The sequence below is a fragment of the Shinella yambaruensis genome (assembly GCF_022899355.1).
Classification (GTDB): Bacteria; Pseudomonadota; Alphaproteobacteria; order Rhizobiales; family Rhizobiaceae; genus Shinella; species Shinella yambaruensis.
In genome coordinates this window covers 401,791-421,696 of record NZ_JALJCK010000005.1, presented here as the reverse complement: position 1 = coordinate 421,696, position 19,906 = coordinate 401,791, and the positions used below count along the sequence as shown (strand labels likewise).

17 protein-coding genes are annotated in these 19,906 nt (G+C 65.7%); 15 read left to right on the top strand and 2 right to left on the bottom strand.

The genetic code is table 11. The features are described 5' to 3' along the window. The 5 genes from MUU56_RS14660 to MUU56_RS14640 are packed head-to-tail and all read left to right on the top strand — an operon-like array spanning window position 1 to window position 6,615. Window positions 1-1,506: a sugar ABC transporter ATP-binding protein gene (locus tag MUU56_RS14660; protein WP_244768014.1), complete on the top strand. Its 1,506-nt coding sequence runs from the start codon at window positions 1-3 to the stop codon at window positions 1,504-1,506. Between the two features lie 8 nt (window positions 1,507-1,514). After that, the gene (locus MUU56_RS14655) at window positions 1,515-2,456 is read left to right on the top strand and encodes an ABC transporter permease (protein WP_244768013.1); all 942 of its coding nucleotides are present in this window, start codon (window positions 1,515-1,517) and stop codon (window positions 2,454-2,456) included. Between the two features lie 9 nt (window positions 2,457-2,465). Continuing rightward, window positions 2,466-3,500, top strand: a complete 1,035-nt coding sequence (locus tag MUU56_RS14650; protein WP_244768012.1) for a zinc-dependent alcohol dehydrogenase — start codon at window positions 2,466-2,468, stop codon at window positions 3,498-3,500. Window positions 3,501-3,523: 23 nt separating this feature from the next. After that, entirely contained in the window at window positions 3,524-5,020 is a 1,497-nt protein-coding gene (locus MUU56_RS14645; RefSeq protein WP_244768011.1) for an aldehyde dehydrogenase family protein, read from the top strand. Continuing rightward, the gene (locus tag MUU56_RS14640) at window positions 5,020-6,615 is read left to right on the top strand and encodes a GMC family oxidoreductase (protein WP_244768010.1); all 1,596 of its coding nucleotides are present in this window, start codon (window positions 5,020-5,022) and stop codon (window positions 6,613-6,615) included. Before MUU56_RS14645 ends, MUU56_RS14640 begins: the two co-directional genes overlap by 1 nt. Before the next feature lie 51 nt (window positions 6,616-6,666). Here the strand turns inward: MUU56_RS14640 and MUU56_RS14635 are convergent, their stop codons facing one another. Beyond that, the gene (locus tag MUU56_RS14635; RefSeq protein ID WP_244768009.1) at window positions 6,667-7,485 is read right to left on the bottom strand and encodes an aldo/keto reductase; all 819 of its coding nucleotides are present in this window, start codon (window positions 7,483-7,485) and stop codon (window positions 6,667-6,669) included. Between the two features lie 137 nt (window positions 7,486-7,622). Between MUU56_RS14635 and MUU56_RS14630 the strand changes: the two genes are divergently transcribed. From MUU56_RS14630 to MUU56_RS14620, 3 genes are read left to right on the top strand one after another with little or no spacing between them, the layout of a single operon-like run. Beyond that, entirely contained in the window at window positions 7,623-9,194 is a 1,572-nt protein-coding gene (locus MUU56_RS14630; RefSeq protein ID WP_244768008.1) for an acyl CoA:acetate/3-ketoacid CoA transferase, read from the top strand. After that, window positions 9,191-9,964 carry an enoyl-CoA hydratase/isomerase family protein gene (locus tag MUU56_RS14625; protein WP_244768007.1) on the top strand — a complete coding sequence of 258 codons (774 nt, stop codon included), beginning with the start codon at window positions 9,191-9,193 and terminating at the stop codon, window positions 9,962-9,964. Before MUU56_RS14630 ends, MUU56_RS14625 begins: the two co-directional genes overlap by 4 nt. 39 nt (window positions 9,965-10,003) lie before the next feature. Next, window positions 10,004-11,263 (top strand): glycerate kinase type-2 family protein, encoded by a 1,260-nt coding sequence (locus tag MUU56_RS14620; protein ID WP_244768006.1) that lies wholly within the window; start codon window positions 10,004-10,006, stop codon window positions 11,261-11,263. 40 nt (window positions 11,264-11,303) lie between these two features. On the opposite strand, the gene MUU56_RS14615 is transcribed toward MUU56_RS14620, so the two are convergent. Beyond that, the gene (locus tag MUU56_RS14615) at window positions 11,304-12,320 is read right to left on the bottom strand and encodes an aldo/keto reductase (RefSeq protein WP_244768005.1); all 1,017 of its coding nucleotides are present in this window, start codon (window positions 12,318-12,320) and stop codon (window positions 11,304-11,306) included. A 153-nt stretch (window positions 12,321-12,473) separates the two neighbouring features. Between MUU56_RS14615 and MUU56_RS14610 the strand changes: the two genes are divergently transcribed. From MUU56_RS14610 to MUU56_RS14580, 7 genes are read left to right on the top strand one after another with little or no spacing between them, the layout of a single operon-like run. Then, complete coding sequence (locus MUU56_RS14610; protein WP_244768004.1) at window positions 12,474-13,616, top strand: acyl-CoA dehydrogenase family protein; 1,143 nt, start codon at window positions 12,474-12,476, stop codon at window positions 13,614-13,616. Continuing rightward, window positions 13,613-14,392, top strand: coding sequence for a 3-ketoacyl-ACP reductase (locus MUU56_RS14605; RefSeq protein ID WP_244768003.1), 780 nt, complete (start codon window positions 13,613-13,615; stop codon window positions 14,390-14,392). The genes MUU56_RS14610 and MUU56_RS14605 overlap by 4 nt, the downstream gene beginning before the upstream one ends. A gap of 9 nt (window positions 14,393-14,401) precedes the next feature. After that, window positions 14,402-15,550, top strand: coding sequence for a dihydrodipicolinate synthase family protein (locus tag MUU56_RS14600; RefSeq protein WP_244768002.1), 1,149 nt, complete (start codon window positions 14,402-14,404; stop codon window positions 15,548-15,550). A gap of 3 nt (window positions 15,551-15,553) precedes the next feature. Next, a complete protein-coding gene (locus tag MUU56_RS14595) occupies window positions 15,554-16,411 on the top strand; it encodes a sugar phosphate isomerase/epimerase family protein (protein ID WP_244768001.1) in 858 nt (285 codons plus the stop codon). Between the two features lie 11 nt (window positions 16,412-16,422). Further along, a complete protein-coding gene (locus MUU56_RS14590) occupies window positions 16,423-17,172 on the top strand; it encodes an electron transfer flavoprotein subunit beta/FixA family protein (protein WP_244768000.1) in 750 nt (249 codons plus the stop codon). Window positions 17,173-17,199: 27 nt separating this feature from the next. After that, a complete protein-coding gene (locus MUU56_RS14585) occupies window positions 17,200-18,129 on the top strand; it encodes an electron transfer flavoprotein subunit alpha/FixB family protein (protein ID WP_244767999.1) in 930 nt (309 codons plus the stop codon). 13 nt (window positions 18,130-18,142) lie between these two features. Continuing rightward, entirely contained in the window at window positions 18,143-19,801 is a 1,659-nt protein-coding gene (locus MUU56_RS14580; RefSeq protein WP_244767998.1) for an electron transfer flavoprotein-ubiquinone oxidoreductase, read from the top strand. Window positions 19,802-19,906: the final 105 nt, after the last annotated feature.

The window sequence follows — 19,906 nt, the reverse complement described above, 5'->3', positions numbered from 1 at the left end:
ATGTACGAGCTGAAAGCCGTCGACAAGAAATTCCCCGGTGTTCACGCGCTGAAGGCCATCGATTTCCATATCAGGCGCGGCGAGATCGTCGGCCTCGTCGGCGAGAACGGCGCCGGCAAGTCGACCCTGATGAAGGTCATCTACGGCGCCTACCAGCCGGATGGCGGCCAGATCCTGATCAAGGGGTCGTCCGTCCGCTTCGCCAATCCGCGCCAGGCGATGGAGAAGGGCATCGGGATGGTGTTCCAGGAACAGTCGCTGATCCCCAACCTCACGGTCATGGAGAACATCTTCCTCGGTTACGAACGCCAGTTCGTCCGCTTCGGGGTCGTCGACTGGAAGGCGATGGCGAAGGCGGCGAAGGCGCAACTTGCGAAGGTGAAGCTCGGCATCGATCCCGCAATGGTCACGTCGAAACTCTCCTTCGCCCAGCGCCAGCTCGTCGAGCTCGCCAAGGTTCTGACGCTGGAGGAACGGGTCGATGGCGATCTCGTCATCCTGCTCGACGAACCGACATCGGTCCTGTCGAAGGACGAGGTGCAGCTGCTCTTCAAGCTCGTTCGCGAACTGACGACGCGCGCCTCCTTCATCTTCGTCTCGCACCGCATGGACGAAGTCATGGACCTTTCGGACCGCATCTACGTCATGAAGGACGGTGAGGTGGTCGACGTCGTCGAACGTGGCGGGGCGGCGGCCGAGGCCATCCAGCACAAGATGGTCGGCCGCAACGTCGACAAGGAATACTACCGCGAGCACCTGCAGAAACCGTATGAAGCAGCGAAGGTGCTGGTCGAGATGGAGCGTGTCGGCCTGCCCGGCCGCATCCAGGATATTTCCCTCAAGCTGCATGCCGGCGAGGTCCTCTGCCTCGTCGGAACGGAGGGTTCCGGCCGCGAGGCGATCCTGCGCACGATCTACGGCATGCTGACGGCGACGTCCGGCCGGCTTCGCATCAAGGGCGAGGACGCCGCCGCCTTCTCGCCGCGCCAGTCGGTCGCCCACGGCGTCGGCTATGTGCCGCGCGAGCGCAAGATCGAAGGCATCGTCGCCGGCATGAACGTCTACGAGAACATGACGCTCTCACAGATGAAGAAGCATTCGAGCGGCGGCGTTCTGCGCGTTTCGGAAGAACGGGCTCTGGCGCGCGACTGGATCAGGAAGCTCTCGATCAAGGCGCATTCCGAATTCGCCGATTGCGGCAACCTCTCCGGCGGCAACCAGCAGAAGGTCGTGCTTGCCAAATGGCGCTCCGCCGGCTCGGATATCATGTTGCTCGACCACCCGACGCGTGGTCTCGACATCGGCGCCAAGGAGGATGTCTACGACATGATCCGCGCCATGAGCGCGGCGGGCGTCGGCATCGTGCTGGTCGCCGATACGCTGGAAGAGGCGATCGGCCTGTCGCACACCATCATCGTCGTCAAGGACGGGCGCATCCAGAAGCAGTTTGCCTGCGAACCTGGTGCAAAGCCGACGCCCTTCGACCTGCTGCACTACATGATCTGAGGGACAAGATGGATATTCAGCGCCTCAAACCGCACCTGCCCTGGATCACGCTGGTCGTGCTCGTCGCGATCGTCGGCATCAACGATCCCGGCTTCCTGCGTCCCTCGAACCTCCTCGGCATCGCCGGCGATATCGTGCCGCTGTTCATCATGGCGCTCGGGCTCACCTTCGCCATCTATATCGGCGGCATCGACCTTTCGGCCCAGTCCATGGCCAATATGGTGACGGTCATCGCCTCGGTCTATCTCGCCTCCATGGGCGCGTGGGTCGCCGTGCTTTGCGTGATGGCCGGCTTCCTGCTCGGCATGCTCTCCGGCTATGTGACGACGCGGCTCTTCGTGCCGTCCTTCATCTCGACGCTCGCCGTCGGCGGCATCGCCTTCTCGATTGCGCAATGGCTTTCCGGCCAGCGCGCACTCAACATGGATGCGGCGCAACGCAACGAGACCTTCGGCTGGATGATCGGCCGCACCTGGGGCGTGCCGAACGAGTTGCTGATCGCGGCTGTCCTCGTCGCCATCTGCCTGTTCATCGAGCGCCGCACGACGCTTGGACGTGCCCTCAAGGCGGTCGGCGCCGGCGAGCTGGCGGCCGCGGCCTCCGGGCTCAACGTCGCGCGCTACAAGATCCTCGCCTTCGCGATCTCGGGTGCGCTTGCGGCCATCGCCGGCCTGCTCTTCGCAGTGAAACTTTCGGGCGGCGCGCCGACCATCGCCAACGGCTTCCTGCTGCCGGCCATCGTCGCCGTGCTGGTCGGCGGCACGCCGCTGACCGGCGGTGTCGGCGGCGTCGCCAACACGGTCGTCGGCACGCTGATCGTCGCCGTCATCCGCGCCTCGATGCTCTATTTCGAGATCGACGCGACGCGCCAGCAGATCGTCTTCGGCATCGTGCTCATCGTCGCCATCGCGCTGACCATCGACCGCGCCAAGCTGCGCACCGTGAAGTGAGGGCAGGCAATGACGACCATGCGCGCCGCCGTCCTGACCGCGCCGAAACGCTTCGAGCTCCGTGAGGTCCCCATCCCGAACATCGGGCCGGAGGACGTGCTGGTGCGGGTGACGCGCACCGGAATCTGCGGCACGGACATCCATATCTTCAATGGCCATTATGCGGCCGACCGGCTGCCGTTGATCCTCGGCCACGAGTTCTGCGGCACGATCGCCGGGCGTGGAGCCAATGTCCGTCACCTCGATATCAGCGCGCGGGTCGTCGTCGACATCAATATCGGCTGCGACACCTGCTTCTGGTGCCGCCGCAACGAGGTGCTGAACTGCGCCGAAGTCGTCCAGGTCGGCATCAGCCGGGACGGCGCCTTCGCCGAATATGTCGCCGTTCCCGCGCGCTTGACGATTCCGGTCTCCGCCGACATTGCAGACGACGTGCTTGCCTTGACCGAGCCGGTTTCCTGTGTCGTCCGCGCCGCGCGCAAGGCGAAGGCCGCACTCGGCCAGTCGGTCGTCGTTTTCGGCGCCGGGCCGATCGGCAATCTGCATGTGCAGATGATGCGGCTGATCGGCACCGCGCCCATCATCGTCGCCGACCTGTCCGCCGATCGCTGCCGAATGGCCATGGAGGCGGGAGCGGATGCCGCGGTTGCCGATCCGGCCCAGCTAGAGCCGATCGTGCGGAAAATGACCGCCGGGCGAGGGGCTGATCTCGTCATCGAAAGCGTCGGCAGCCGGAGACTTTATAAACAGGCGTTCGATCTGGCGCGTCGGGGCGGCCATGTCGCCTTTTTCGGCATCACGCCGCCGGGTGAGACCGTACCCGTCGATATTCTGCGCACGGTGTTGGAGGAAACGAGCCTGAAGGGCTCCGTCGCCGGCATGGGAGAGGATATGCATGATGCGCTGACCCTTCTATCGCACGGTCGTTTCCGCACGAGCGATTTCACCAAGGCGAGCTATACGCTGGAGAATATCCAGCAGGCTTTCGAAACCCTCGGCGACCGGCCGCAGGACCTGAAGACGCAAATCGCCGTTTCGGCGTAAATACCATCGAAGTGGAGGATTTCATGGACCAGAAAAACCCGCATCTTTCTACGCCGACCGCGGCACGCAACTTCGGTTTCTTCGTCGATGGGCAGTGGAGGGATGGAACGGAGCGCTTCGAGCGCGCCTCGCCGGGTCATGGCACGCCCGTCACGCGTACGGTTCGCTGCACGGTGGAGGACCTGAACGCCGCCGTCGCCGCGGCACGGCTCGCCTTCGAGGATCGCCGCTGGTCGGGCCTTTCCGGTGCCGCTCGCGCCGGCGTCCTGCTGCGCGTCGCTGAAATCCTGCGCCGCCGCCGCGACGAGATCGCCTATTGGGAGGTGCTCGAAAACGGTAAGCCGATCTCCCAGGCGCGTGGCGAAATCGACCATTGCATCGCCTGCTTCGAGGTCGGCGCCGGTGCGGCGCGCATGCTGCATGGCGACAGCTTCAATTCGCTCGGTGACGATCTCTTCGGCATGGTGCTGCACGAGCCGATCGGCGTCGTCGGCCTGATCACGCCGTGGAACTTCCCGTTCCTGATCCTGTGCGAGCGCGTGCCCTTCATCCTCGCTTCCGGCTGCACGATGGTCGTGAAGCCCTCCGAAGTCACCTCCGCCACCACGCTGCTGCTCGCCGAAGTGCTGGCGGAAGCGGGTCTGCCTGCCGGGGTCTACAATGTCGTCACCGGTTCCGGCCGCGTGATCGGTCAGGCGCTGTCGGAGCATCCGGACGTGGACATGCTGTCCTTCACCGGCTCCACGGCGGTCGGCCGCTCCTGCGTCCATGCCGCCGCCGACAGCAATTTCAAGAAGCTCGGCCTGGAACTCGGCGGCAAGAACCCGATCATCGTCTTTTCCGATGCCGATCTGGAGGACGCGGCGGACGGCGCGGCCTTTGGCATCAGCTTCAACACCGGGCAGTGCTGCGTCTCGTCCTCGCGGCTGATCGTCGAGCGCTCGGTCGCCGCCGACTTCGAGAAGCTCCTCGCCGAAAAGATGGCGAAGATCCGCGTCGGCGATCCGCTGGACGAGGCGACGCAGGTCGGTGCGATCACCACCGAGGCGCAGAACGCCACGATCCTAGACTATATTGCCAGGGGCAAGGCGGCGGGTGCGCGGCTTCTGGCCGGCGGCGGGCCGATCGATCTCGGTCGGGGCCAGTATATCGCGCCGACCCTCTTCTCCGGCGTCTCGCGCGACATGCCGATCGCCCGTGACGAGATTTTCGGCCCGGTTCTCTGCTCCATGCATTTCGACACGGTCGAGGAAGCCATCCAGCTTGCCAATGATACCGTTTACGGCCTTGCGGCGAGTGTCTGGACGAAGAACATCGACAAGGCGCTGACGGTGAGCCGTCGGGTGCGTGCCGGCCGCTTCTGGGTCAACACCATCATGGCGGGCGGTCCCGAAATGCCGCTCGGTGGCTTCAAGCAGTCCGGTTGGGGCCGCGAAGCCGGCATGTATGGTGTGGAGGAATATACCCAGGTGAAGTCCGTTCATGTGGAGATCGGCAAGCGGACGCATTGGATCGCGTGATGACAGAGGGTTACGACTACGTCATCGTCGGCGGCGGCAGCGCCGGCTGCGTGCTGGCGGCGCGGCTTTCGGAAAATCCGTCCGCGCGGGTGTGCCTCATCGAAGCGGGCGGGCGCGATAGCCACCCGCTGATCCACATGCCTGTCGGCTTTGCGAAGATGACGACAGGCCCGCTGACCTGGGGGCTGAAGACCGTCCCCCAGAAGCATGCCGGCAACCGCGAGATTCTCTACGCGCAGGCCAGGGTGCTGGGCGGCGGCTCCTCCATCAACGCCGAGGTTTTCACGCGCGGCCATCCCAGCGATTACGACCGTTGGGTCGCGGAAGGGGCCGAGGGCTGGGGCTTCAAGGACGTCCAGAAATATTTCCTGCGTTCGGAGGGCAATTCCATCCTCTCCGGTGCCTGGCATGGAACGGACGGACCGCTTGGTGTCTCGAACATTCCTGAGCCGCAGCGCATGACGCGTGCCTTCGTGCAGAGCTGCCAGGAGTTCGGCATCCCCTACAACCCTGATTTCAATGGCCCGGTACAGGAAGGCGCCGGCGTCTACCAGGCCACGACGCGCGACAACCGCCGCTGCTCGGCAGCCGTCGGCTATCTGCGGCCGGTCCTGCAGCGACCGAACCTGACGGTCGTCACCGGCGCGCTCGTCTTGCGCATCGTCTTCAAGGGGCGCCGCGCCATGGGTGTCGACTATGACGTCGGCGGCAAACGCAAGACCGCGCGGGCGGAAAGCGAAGTGCTCCTCACCTCGGGCGCCATCGGCACGCCGAAGCTGATGATGCTTTCGGGTATCGGCCCGGCCGACGCGTTGCGGCGCCACGGCATCGACGTCGTGCAGGACATGGCCGGCGTCGGCCGGAACCTGCAGGACCATTTCGGTGTCGATATCGTCGCGGAGCTGAAGAACCACGACAGCCTCGACAAGTACAACAAGCTGCACTGGTCGCTCTGGGCTGGCATTCAATACGCCCTGTTCAAGTCCGGCCCGATCACCTCCAACGTGGTGGAGGGCGGGGCATTCTGGTACGGCGACAAGGATAGTCCCTGCCCGGACCTGCAATTCCATTTCCTCGCGGGTGCGGGCGCGGAGGCAGGCGTTCCGAGCGTGCCGAAGGGCGCGTCCGGCATAACGCTCAATTCCTATACGCTTCGGCCGAAATCGCGGGGAAGCGTGACCTTGCGCTCGGCCGATCCGCGCGCCTTGCCGCTTGTCGATCCGAACTTCCTCGCCGACCCCGATGATGTGCGGATTTCCGTGGAGGGCGTGAAGATCAGCCAGGAGATTTTCAGCCAGCCGTCCTTGCAGAAATACATCAAGACGCTGCGCTTTCCCGACGGCAACGTGCGCACGCAGGAAGACTATGTCGCCTATACGCGCCAGTACGGCCGGACCTCCTACCATCCCACCTGCACCTGCAAGATGGGGCGGGACGAGATGGCGGTGGTCGATCCGCAACTGCGCGTGCATGGCCTCGACGGCATCCGCATCTGCGACAGTTCCACCATGCCGAGCCTCGTGGGGTCCAACACCAATGCGGCGACGATCATGATCGGGGAAAAGGCGGCGGACATGATCCGCGGCAATGCCTGATTGTTGCAGGCCGGAACGTGGGAAGGGCGGCCCTGCGGCCGCCCTTTCGCATCAGTCCCATTCCGGCGCCCAGGGCAACTGCCCCGGCTTGATGATGCGATAGCCGGTGGCGTTGAGGGCGTCGATCCGTTCCATGTCGATGGACGACAGCGTGAAATCCATGATGTCGAAATTCGCGCGGATGTTTTCCGGCTTGGTCGACATGGTGTTGAGCGGAACGCCTTTTTGCAGGATCCAGCGCAGCACCACCTGGGCGGCAGTCTTGCCGTAGGCCGCGCCGATTTCGGCGAAAAGACCATGTTTGAACACTTCGCCCCGGGCGATCGACGCGTAGGACGAGAGGGGAATGCCCGTTTCCGACGCCGCGGCGAGGAGTTTGCGCTGGTCGACCAAGGGGTGGAATTCCACCTGGTTGGTGACGAGCGGTCCCTCGATCACGGCGCGCGCCACATGCATCATCCGTGCGGTGTAATTGGAGACGCCGATGGCGTCCGCAAAGCCTCTCTCCCTGGCCGATTGCAGCAGGCGCAGGGACGGCGTGACATCCCCATCCGCCGGCGGCCAGTGCAGGAGGAGTGCGTCGACGCGGTCGATCCGAAGCGCCTTCAGGCTGGCCTCGACGGACGGCAGGAACGTCTCCGCGGAATAGTTGTCCGGGTGTACCTTGGTGGTGATGCAGAGCTCGCCGCGCGCGACGCCGCTCGAAGCAAGCGCCGCACCCGTCTCGGCCTCGTTGCCATACATCTGCGCCGTATCGAACGCCCGGTAGCCGGCGGCGATCGCCGCGTGGACGGCGGTGCGCAGCGCCTCGCCCTTCAAGGGATAGGTGCCGAAACCGCGCTGAAAATTCCGTTGGAAATAGATGTTCATGCTTCCTCCTCGATGGGCCCATGTGGGGCGGTGCGTCCATTGGACGACGGTTCGAAGATCCTTCTTGCGCGACCGCTCCGTTCATGTTTAATGTATAACTAGTTAGTTACTTAATGCAATGGGAATTGGAGGACGGCATGCGGAAGGTGAAGACTGCGGACGAGGCGGCCAGGCTCGTCAGGGATGGTTCGGTCGTTGCGGTCAATTCGTCGTCCGGGCTTTGCTGCCCCGATGCCGTGCTGAAGGCGCTGGGAGAACGTTTCGACCGCGAAGGCCATCCGCGCGGGCTCACCTCGGTTCATCCGATCGCGGCCGGCGACCTCTTCGGCACCAAGGGCGTCGACCATATCGCCAAGCCGGGCATGCTGGCGAAGATCATCGGCGGCTCCTATCCGTCCGGGCCGAGCAATGCCGAGCCGCCGCTCGTCTGGCAGATGATCCTGAAGGAGGAGCTTGCCGCCTGGAACGTGCCGTCCGGCATCGTTTTCGACATGCTGCGCGAGGGCGCGGCCAAGCGCCCCGGCGTGCTGACCAAGGTCGGCATGGAGACCTTCGTCGATCCGGAGCAGGAAGGCTGCGCCATGAATGCCAGCGCACGGGCCGCGCCGCTCGTCAAGCGCGTCTCCTTCGAGGGCGAGGACTGGCTGCATTTCCCGGCGATCCGCCCGGACGTCGCGATCATCCGGGCAACGACCGCCGACCAGAACGGCAACCTGACCTTCGAGCATGAGGGTGCGACGCTCGGCGCGATGGAGATGGCGCTTGCCGCGCGGAACTCCGGCGGCTTGGTCATCGCCCAGGTGAAGCGCGTTGCGGCCAACGGGACCTTCCGTCCCCATGACGTGCGCGTTCCCGGCATCCTCGTCGACGTCATCGTCGAGGCTCCCGACCAGTTGCAGACGACGGCGACACAATATGATCCCGCGATCTCGGGAGAGCTGTTCCGGCCGCTCGAAACCTTCCGCCTGCCCGCGCTCGACGTCGGCAAGGTGATCGCCCGCCGGGTCGCGCAGGAGCTGAGGGCGGACTGGGCCGTCAATATCGGCTTCGGCATTTCCGCGAACGTGCCGCGCATCTTGATCGAGGAGGGGCTGCACGGCAAGATCACCTGGGTGATCGAGCAGGGCGCCGTCGGCGGTGTGCCGCTGCTCGACTTCAAGTTCGGCTGTGCCTCCAATGCGGAGGCCTTCGTCGCCTCGCCGCACCAGTTCTGCTATTTCCAGGCGGGCGCGTTCGATTGTTCGCTGCTCTCCTTCCTCGAAATCGATGCGGAAGGCTCGGTCAATGTCAGCCGTCTGGCGGCGACGCCGCACCGGACCGCCGGTGCCGGCGGCTTCGTCGACATCACGGCACGGGCGCGGAAGATCGTCTTTTCCGGGAATTTCAATGCCGGCGCGAAGATGCGCGTCGATGACGGCCGCCTCGTGATCGACAAGGAAGGGCGTATCGCCAAGTTCGTGCCGAAGGTCGATCAGGTCAGCTTTTCCGGCAAGCGCGCCCGCGCGCAGGGCCAGGACGTCACCTATGTCACCGAGCGCTGCGTGATAAAGCTCGGACAGGAGGGGCTGGTCGTCACCGAGATCGCACCCGGCCTCGATCTCCAGCGGGATATCCTCGACCAGGCGACCACGCCGCTCGGCGTCTCCGACACGGTCAAGACGATGGACGATGCGCTGTTTCGCGATGACCTCATGGGGCTGGTCCTGTGAGCGACGCGCGCATCGAGCTCCGTGTCGAGGAGCGCATCGCGTACCTGACGATCTGCCGCGCGGAAAAGCTGAATGCGATCGACGAGGATATGGTCGATGCGTTGTTGCAGGCCTGTCGTGCCATCGAACGCTCGGATGCTCGCATCGCCATCCTGACGGGAGAGGGCGCAAAGTCCTTTTGCGCGGGCGGCGATATCGAGGCGTGGAGCCGGCTCGATGCAGGCACGTTCTCCCGCCGCTGGCTGCGCGATGGCCATGATGCCTTCGATGCGCTGGCGCGGCTGATCGTGCCGCTGATCGCCGTCCTGAACGGGCATGCGCTGGGCGGTGGGCTGGAGCTTGCCGCCTGCGCCGACCTGCGCATCGCCGAAGCGCATGTGAAGATCGGCCTGCCGGAGGCCGGCCTCGGCATCATTCCCGGCTGGTCGGGCACGCAGCGGGCCTCGCGGCGGTTCGGTGCAGGCCTTGTCCGCCGCATGGCGTTGTTCGGCGAGGTGTTTTCCGCCGAGGAAGCGCTGGCGCTCGGACTGGTGGACCGGGTCGTGACGACGGGAGAGGGAGCGGCGGCCGCGCAGATCGCCGCGGCGCGTGTGTTGCAGCGGTCTGCCCGGGCAACGGAACTCACCAAGATGCTGATCAACGCTGCCGAGGGCGAGGAGAGCGAGCGAGTGGTCGAGGCTCTCGCCGGCGCCGTTGCCGCGTCTTCGGACGATCTGACGGAGGGCCTTGCAGCCTATCGGCAGAAGCGCCCGGCGCGTTTCGGTCAATAGAATGTTCAGCGGCAGCATTCAGCCCTTGGGACGTGGCTCATGAAACCAGGTGACAAAGAATTCCTTGCCGGCCTCTTCGGCGCTGCAGTCGAGGCCGCCGATCCGGAGACGGCGCTCCGTGCCCATCTTCCAGCCCGGCCGCGCGGGCGAACCGTCGTCGTCGGCGCGGGCAAGGGCGTGGCGCAACTCGCGGCGGCCTTCGAAAGGCTGTGGGACGGCCCACTCGAAGGCGTGGTGGTGACGCGCTACGGCTACGCCGCTCCCTGCCGGCGCATCCGTGTCCTCGAAGCCGCCCATCCCGTGCCGGATGCAGCGGGGCTGCAGGCATCGCGGGCGCTCTTTGCGGCGGTGGAAGGTCTCGGCGAGGAGGACCTTGTGGTCGCCCTGGTCTGCGGCGGCGGTTCGGCCCTGCTGCCCTGTCCGCCAGGGCCTCTCACCTTGGCGGATGAGGCAGCGATGAACAGCGCGCTCCTTGCCAGCGGTGCACCGATCTCCGTCATGAATGCGATCCGCAAGCAGGTCTCCGGCATCAAGGGCGGGCGGCTTGCCGTGGCCTGCCGTCCGGCGAAGGTCGTGACGCTCGTCGTCTCCGACGTGCCGGGCGACGATCCGGCGCAGGTCGCCAGCGGGCCGACCATAGCGGATGCCGCCGATCGCGCGGAGGCGCGGGCGCTGGTCGGGACATGGGGCATCAAGTTGCCGGAGGCTGTCGAATCCTGGCTTGCCGGAGAGGAGGGGCAGCCGCCGTCGCCGGCCGATCCGGTTCTTGCCGACCACGAGGTTCATGTCGTCGCTTCGGCGCGTCTCTCCCTTGAGGCCGCCGCCGCGCGAGCGGAAGCGCTCGGCGTGCCCGCGGTCATCCTGTCCGACAGCATGGAGGGGGAGGCGCGCGACGTCGCGCGCGTGCATGCGGCCATCGCCCGCGAAGTCGCCAGCCGTGACCGCCCGTTTACGCGTCCGGTCGTCATCCTGTCGGGCGGCGAAACGACGGTGACGATCCGGGGGCAGGGAAAGGGTGGACGCAATACGGAGTTCCTGTTGTCGCTCGTGCTTGCCGGCGAGGGCGTTCCGTTCGCCGCGCTCGCGGCCGATACGGATGGCATCGACGGTTCTGAGGACAATGCGGGTGCCTTTGCCGATGGCGCCAGCATGCAGCGCTTGCGCGGACTGGGTGTGGACCCTGCCGCCCTGCTTGCCGCCAACGATGCCTGGACGGCCTTCCACCGCCTCGGAGACCTGTTCGTGCCTGGCCCGACGGGAACCAATGTCAACGATTTCCGGGCCATTCTGATCCGGTAGCAAAACCCGCGCCGCCTTGGCGGCGCGGGCGGATGGCGCTTCAGGCCGGGACGGGCGCGTCCTCGCGCAGCAGGCCCTTCTGCTTGAGGTCCGCCCAGAAATCGCCTGGAATCGGATGGGAGAACCAGGCAAGGTTCTGGTCGAGCTGTTCGATCGTGCGCGTGCCCGCCATGAAGGAGGGGACGGCGGGGTGGGCGACGACGAACTGCAGGGCCGCAGCGGCAAGCGGCACGCCGTGTTCCGCACAGACGGCCTCGATCTTCGCCACCTTTTCCATGACGTCACGCGGCGCCGGCGCGTAATTGTACTTCGCGCCCTCCTTCGCGCCGGTGGCGAGGATGCCAGAATTGAAGCCGCCGCCCACGACGACCGCCGCGCCGCGCTCCGCGCAGAGCGGAAGGAAACTGTCGAGCGCCTCCTGTTCGAGAAGCGTATAGCGGCCCGCCAGCAGGAAGCAGTCGAAATCGTGGCGCAGCAGAGCCTCATGGCAGACCTGCCACTCATTCACCCCGACGCCGATCGCCTTCACCACTTTTTCCGAACGCAGCCGCTCCAGCGCCCGCCACGCGCCGTCCATCGCCTGCTCGAACACCTCGGGCTGCTCGCTTCCGCGCGTGAAGACGTCGATGTCGTGGATGAAGCACATGTCCATGCGTTCCAGCCCCAGTCGCTGCAGGCTGTCCTCGAAGGCGCGCATCGTGCCGTCGTAGCTATAGTCGAAATGCATGGTGAAGGGGGCGGCATTCGTCCAGGGCGCAAAGTCGATGGTCTCGCGTTTCGCGGGGCGCAACAGCCGACCCACCTTGGAAGCGAGGACGAAGTCGTCCCGCGTCTTCCAGCGCAGGGCATGGCCGGTGCGCAGCTCGGCAAGCCCGTGGCCGTACATCGGCGCGGTGTCGAAGAAGCGCACGCCGGCCTCCCAGGCGCGCGCGAACATCGCTTCCGACGTCGCCTCGTCGATCTCGCGGAAAATATTGCCGAGAGGGGCGGTTCCGAAACCGAAGGCGGTCACCTCCAGATCCGTCCGGCCGAATTTACGCTTTTGTCCGGGATGCATGGTTCTTCTCCATAAGTAACTATATGGTGCATAATATGCATGCGCCGAATCCGCGCGCAAGCACCTTCCCCGTCTTGTGGGCACTTTTCCATCTTGACGCCGATCGGGCATCAAATGTATGTAACTAGATAGTTACTACATTGGAGGAATCGAATGTATCTCACAGAAGTGCAGGAGCAGGTGCGCGAGATGGCGCGCACATTCGCCGATGAAGTGATCCGGCCGGTCGCCGAGGAGCTGGACCGCGCGGAACGTTTCCCGGCGGAGCTCTACGACGAGATGGCCAAGCTTGGCCTGTTCGGCATCGGCGTACCGGAAGCGCTGGGCGGTCCGGGCTTCGACACGGTGACCTACGCCCTCGTCATGGAGGAGCTGAGCCGCGGCTACGCCTCCGTCGCCGACCAGTGCGGCCTGCTCGAACTCATATCGTCCCTGCTGGTCCGTCACGGGACGGAGCGTCAGCAGGCGATGCTGCCGGACATTCTCGGCATGCGCGCCAAGGTCGCCTATTGCATCACCGAGCCGGAGGCCGGCACCGACGTCTCGGGCATCCGCACGACGGCGACGCGCGACGGCAATGGCTGGCGGCTGAACGGCGGCAAGATCTGGATTCACAATGCGCCGGTCGCCGATTACGGCTTCGTGCTTGCGCGCACCGACAAGGAAGCGGGAAACCGCGGCATGTCGATCTTCATCGTCGACCTGCATGCGGCGGGCGTCGAGCGCGGCCCGAAGGAACACAAGATGGGCCAGCGCGCCAGCCAGGTCGGCGCGCTCAATTTTACCGATGTCCGTCTTTCGGCCGATGCGTTGCTCGGCACGGAGGGCCGCGGCTTCCACATGATGATGTCGGTCTTGGACAAGGGCCGCGTCGGCATCGCCTCGCTGGCGGTCGGCATCGCCCAGGCCGGCCTCGAGGCCGCACTCGACTATGCCGGCACGCGAAAACAGTTCGGCAAGGCCATCGCCGATTTCCAGGGCGTGCAATGGCTGCTGGCCGACATGGCCAAGGATATAGAGGCCGCCCGCCTGCTCGTCCGCTCCGCCGCCTCGAAGATCGACGCCGGCACGGATGCGACGAAGGCCTGCTCGATCGCCAAGTGCTTCGCCGGCGACATGGCCGTGCAGAGGACGGCGGATGCCGTGCAGGTGTTCGGCGGCTCCGGTTATATTCGCGGTTTCGAGGTGGAGCGCCTCTATCGCGATGCCAAGATCACGCAGATCTACGAGGGCACCAACCAGATCCAGCGCATGATCATCGCCCGCGAACTCCTGAAGAAGGGCGCAAGGGAATGAGAGCCGCGTCCGTCCGCCCGGTCGCGCTCGTGACAGGCTCCTCGCGCGGTATCGGGCTTGCGGTCGCGGAAGCCTTGGCGCGCGAGGGTTTCGCCGTCGCCGTCAACGGTCCGGTCGACGACGCGGAACTGTCGGCCGCCGTGGCGCGGGTCGCCGCCCTCGGTGCGCCGGTCGCCGCCGCACCGTTCGACGTCACGCGGGTTGGCGGCCATGACGCCGCCCTCGCCGTCGTCGAGGAAAAGCTCGGCCGGCTGACGACGCTCGTCAACAATGCCGGTGTCGGCGTGCTGAGGCGCGGCGACATGCTGGACGTGTCGGAAGAGAGCTGGGACCGCTGCCTCGCCGTCAATGCGAAGGCCATGTTCTTCCTCAGCCAGGCCTTTGCCCGTCGCCTGCTGTCGCGGGAGCGCTCCCCGCTCTTCCACTCCATCGTCAACGTCACTTCCTCGAACGCCGTCGCGGTGGCCGAGCAGCGTTCGGAATATTGCGCCTCGAAGGCAGCCGCCGCCATGGTCTCCAAGGCGCTCGCCGTCCGGCTCGGGCGCGAGGAGATCGCGGTCTACGACGTCCAGCCGGGCCTGATCGCCACCGAGATGACCGCGCCGGTCATCGACGCCTATCGCGAGCGGGCCGAGCAGGGCCTGACCCTGTTTCCACGCGTCGGCCAGCCAGACGATATCGGCGCGCTGGTTGCCTCGCTCGCGTCGGGGCGGCTTCCCTACACCACCGGACTGTCGATCCCGGCCGATGCCGGCATGCTCATTCCGCGCTTCTGAGGTCTTGCCATGAAAATTGCGCTTCCCGATACCGATGGCCGCCTTTCCGACTATTTTCTGTCTGGCAGGCCGATCGCCGCCGCGACGCTTGGCCGGAACCCCGCCCGCGTCGTCTATTCCGCCGCCCATGTCGTCGCCGATCCCTTCACCGCCAACGACCCATCCGGCCGCGCGACGGTCGATTGGGCGAAGACGATGGAGTTCCGCCGCTATCTCGCCGGCCTCGGCCTTGGCATCGCGGAGGCCATGGATACGGCGCAACGCGGCATGGGCCTCGACTGGCCGGGCGCGCTCGAGCTCATCCGCCGCACGCGCGAGGAACTGCCCGATGCGCTGGTGGCGAACGGCTGCGGCACCGACCATCTCGATCCGGCGGCGGCCACCAGCCTCGACGATGTCCGCAAGGCCTATCTGGAGCAGGCCGAAGCCATCCAGAAGCTCGGCGGACGCATCATCCTGATGGCCTCTCGCGCGCTTGTCCGCGCCGCGAAGGGACCGGAAGACTATGTCAGGATCTATTCGGACGTGCTTGCCGCCTGCGACGAGCCGGTGATCCTCCACTGGCTGGGCGACATGTTCGATCCGCAGCTTGCCGGCTATTGGGGCACCGTCGATTTCGATCCGGCCATGCAGACCGCGCTTGCGGTCATCGAGGAGAACATGGCCAAGGTGGATGGCATCAAGATTTCCCTCCTCGACAAGGAGAAGGAGATCGTCATGCGCCGCCGGCTGCCGGCGGGCGTGAAGATGTATACGGGTGACGATTTCAACTATCCAGAGCTTGTCGAGGGCGACGGCGAGGGCTTCTCCCATGCCCTGCTCGGCATATTCGATCCGCTGGCACCCGCGGCAGCCTATGCGGTCGAGCGGCTGGGTGAAGGCGACAGGGCAGGCTTCCGCGCGACGCTCGATCCGACCGTGCCGCTCGCCCGGCTGATCTTCCGCGCGCCGACCCGGTATTACAAGACCGGCGTGGTGTTCCTTGCCTGGCTGAACGGCTTCCAGGATCACTTTGTCATGCTGAACGGCGCACAGGCCATGCGCCCGCTGCCTTATTTCGTCGAGATCTTCCGCCTGGCCGACCAGTGCGGCCTGCTGCGCGACCCTGAATGCGCCGTCGAGCGCATGAAGAGGCTGCTCACCCTCTATGGGGCATAGGCGATGCGCGACTTCTCGGCCGACCATTCGGCGCTCGCGCTCAACACTGCGAGCCTCGGACACAATCTGGATGGCTACGGCGCAGGCTGGCCGCCGGAGCGGGTCATCGATGCTTGCGCGGCGCGCGGCTTCGGCTCCATCGTCTTCTGGCGGCGGGAAATCGGGACGCGCGCGGCGAAGATCGGCGAGCGGGTGCGCGCCGCCGGCCTGTCGGTCGCCGGGCTTTGCCGCACGCCCTTCCTCGTCGGGGGCGAGGCGACGGACCGGCAGGCGGTAATGGACGGGGCAAAGGCCTCGGTCGACATGGCCGCAGCGCTCGGTGCCCCGGTGCTGACCATCGTCGTCGGGGGCGTACATCCCGGCACCAAAGGAACCGCCGCCAGCCTGAAGATCCTCGCCGACCGGGTCGCGGAACTCGCGCCGTATGCGCAGGCGTGCGGCGTGCGGCTTGCGCTCGAACCGCTTCATCCCGTCTATGCCGGAAACCGCTCCTGCCTGACGACGCTGCGCGATGCCGTCGATCTCTGCGAAAAAGTCGGCGCGCCCAACCTCGGCATCGCCGTCGATGTCTATCATGTCTGGTGGGACAGCGACCTCGAAACCCAGTTGCGCCGCGCCGGCCCTGGCCGCCTGTTCGGCTACCATCTCTGCGACTGGCTGGCCGATACGACCGACGTGCTGCTCGATCGCGGCATGATGGGCGACGGCGTGGCCGATCTGAAAGCCATTCGCGCGGCCGTGGAGGGCGCCGGCTATGCCGGCCCCTGCGAGGTGGAAATCTTCTCGGCCGGCAACTGGTGGAAACGAGACCCGAACGAGGTGCTGGACGTGATCGTCGAGCGCTTCCGTACGCTTTGCTGAAAGGTTACCCCATGAAACTGCTCGTACCGATCAAGCGTGTCGTTGACTACAACGTGAAGATCCGTGTGAAGGCGGATGGCTCGGGTGTCGAGCTTGCGAACGTGAAGATGTCGATGAACCCGTTCGACGAGATTTCGGTGGAAGAGGCGCTTCGGCTGAAGGAGGCGGGCAAGGCGGAGGACGTGGTCGTGGTGTCGATCGGCCCGGCCAAGGCCGAGGAGACGTTGCGGACGGCTTTGGCCATGGGCGCCGACCGGGCCGTGCTGGTCGAGACCGAGGACCAGGTCGAGCCGCTGGCGGTCGCCAAGATCCTCAAGGGCGTGGCGGAAGCCGAACAGCCGGGTCTGGTCATCGTCGGCAAGCAGGCGATCGACGACGATTCGAACCAGACCGGCCAGATGCTGTCGGCGCTGCTCGGCTGGGCGCAGGCGACGTTCGCCTCGAAGGTGGAGATCGGCGATGGCTCGGCGAACGTGACGCGCGAGGTCGACGGCGGCCTGCAGACCATCGAGGTCAAGCTTCCGGCGGTGGTCACGACGGACCTTCGCCTCAACGAGCCGCGTTATGCCTCGCTGCCGAACATCATGAAGGCGAAGAAGAAGCCGCTCGACAGGAAGACGCCGGCCGACTTCGGCGTCGACACGAGCCCGCGCCTGAAGGTGCTGAAGACCGAGGAGCCGTCCGGCCGCAAGGCGGGCGTCAAGGTGAAGAGCGTCGCCGAGCTGGTCGACAAGCTCAAGACCGAAGCCGGCGTGCTTTGATCGGCGAGATTTGAGGAGATTACGAACATGGCCATTCTTCTTCTGGCAGACCACGACAACGCACACCTTTCCGACCAGACCGCCAAGGCGCTGACGGCGGCAGGGCAGATCGGCTCCGACGTGCATGTGCTCGTCGCGGGCTCCGGTGCCAGGGCCGCGGCCGAACAGGCGGCGAAGCTGTCGGGCGTGACGAAGGTTCTGCTCGCCGACGATGCAAGCCTCGCCAACAACCTCGCCGAGCCGCTGGCGGCGCTGATCGTGTCGCTTGCCGGCAGCTATGACGCCATCGTCTCGGCCGCGACTTCGGTCGGCAAGAACGTGCTGCCGCGCGTTGCCGCCCTGCTCGATGTCGCGCAGGTCTCGGAAATTGTCGAGGTTGTCTCGGCCGACACGTTCAAGCGTCCGATCTATGCGGGCAACGCTATCCAGACCGTCCAGTCCACTGACGCCAAGAAGGTGATCACGGTGCGTACGGCGTCCTTCGCCGCAGCCGGTGAGGGCGGCAGTGCTTCGGTCGAGACCGTTTCGGCTGCTGCCAATCCGGGTCTTTCCACCCACGTTCAGGATGCGCTGTCGTCCTCCGACCGTCCGGAACTGACGTCTGCGAAGATCATCATCTCGGGCGGCCGTGCGCTCGGCTCGTCGGAGAAGTTCCAGGAGGTGATCCTTCCGGTGGCCGACAAGCTCGGCGCCGCCGTCGGTGCAAGCCGCGCTGCGGTCGATGCGGGCTATGCGCCGAACGACTGGCAGGTCGGGCAGACGGGCAAGGTGGTCGCGCCGCAGCTCTATATCGCCTGCGGCATCTCGGGCGCGATCCAGCACCTTGCCGGCATGAAGGATTCGAAGGTGATCGTGGCGATCAACAAGGACGAGGAGGCGCCGATCTTCCAGGTCGCAGACTACGGCCTCGTCGCAGACCTCTTCGACGCCCTGCCCGAACTCGAAAAGGCGCTTTGACCGGATGGCGTCGATGGCGGAAGACCTCCCCGAACGCGAGAGCATGGAATTCGACGTTGTGATCGTGGGTGCGGGTCCGGCGGGCCTTTCCGCGGCGATCCGGCTGAAGCAGGTGAACCCGGAGCTTTCCGTCGTCGTGCTGGAGAAGGGCGCGGAAGTCGGCGCGCATATCCTGTCGGGCGCCGTCGTCGATCCGATCGGCATCGACCGCTTGCTGCCCGGCTGGCGCGAGGACGCCGGCCATCCCTTCAAGACCGAAGTGACCGACGACCGCTTCCTCTTTCTCGGCCCCGCCGGCTCCGTCCGCCTGCCGAACGCCTTCATGCCGCCGCTGATGAACAACCACGGCAACTACATCGTCTCGCTCGGCAATGTCTGTCGGTGGCTCGCGATCAAGGCGGAAGAGCTCGGCGTCGAGATCTATCCCGGCTTTGCCGCAACCGAAGTGCTCTACAACGACGAGGGCGCCGTCATCGGCGTCGCCACCGGCGACATGGGCATCGAGCGCAATGGCGAGCCCGGCCCGAACTATACCCGCGGCATGGCGCTTCTCGGCAAGTACACGTTGATCTCGGAAGGCGTGCGCGGCTCGCTCGCCAAGCAGCTCATCGCCAAGTTCAGGCTGGACGAGGGCCGCGAGCCGCAAAAGTTCGGCATCGGCCTCAAGGAACTCTGGCAGGTCAAGCCCGAAAGCCACAGGCCCGGCCTCGTGCAGCACTCCTTCGGCTGGCCGCTCGGCATGAAGACCGGCGGCGGCTCCTTCCTCTATCACCTGGAGGACAACCTCGTCGCCGTCGGCTTCGTCGTGCACCTCAACTACAAGAACCCCTATCTCTATCCTTTCGAGGAGTTCCAGCGCTTCAAGACGCATCCCGCCATCAGGGGCACCTTCGAGGGCGGCAAGCGCCTCTCCTACGGCGCGCGCGCCATCACCGAGGGCGGCTACCAGTCGGTGCCGAAGCTGTCCTTCCCCGGCGGGGCGCTGATCGGCTGCTCGGCCGGCTTCGTCAACGTGCCGCGCATCAAGGGCAGCCACAATGCGGTGCTGTTGGGCATCCTCGCGGCCGAGAAGCTGGCGGATGCGATTGCGGCGGGCCGGGCCAATGACGAGCCGATCGAGATCGAGCAGGGCTGGCGCGACTGCGCCATCGGCTCGGACCTGAAGAAGGTGCGCAACGTCAAGCCGCTGTGGTCGAAGTTCGGCACGGCGGTCGGCGTGGCGCTCGGCGGCCTCGACATGTGGACGAACACGCTGTTCGGCTTCTCCGTCTTCGGCACGCTCAAGCACGGCAAGACGGACGCGCAGAGCCTGGAGCCGGCGGCAAAGCACAACAAGATCGACTACCCGAAGCCGGACGGGGTGCTCACCTTCGACCGCCTCTCCTCGGTGTTCCTGTCGAACACCAACCACGAGGAGGACCAGCCGATCCACCTCCAGCTCAAGAACCCGGAGCTGCAGAAGACCTCCGAGCTCGACGTCTATGCCGGCCCGTCCACCCGCTACTGTCCCGCCGGTGTCTATGAATGGGTCGAGAAGGACGGCCAGGACGTCTACGTCATCAACGCGCAGAACTGCGTCCACTGCAAGACATGCGACATCAAGGACCCTAACCAGAACATCAACTGGGTCCCGCCCCAAGGCGGCGAGGGGCCTGTCTATCCGAATATGTGAGGCGTGGGGGCTGGATCACGGGGACGCTTGTGTTCATGTTCCCCGGCGCCGTCGCCGGGCTGCGGGAGATCTGTTGACAGCGCGAAACGGAACATATAGTGAACA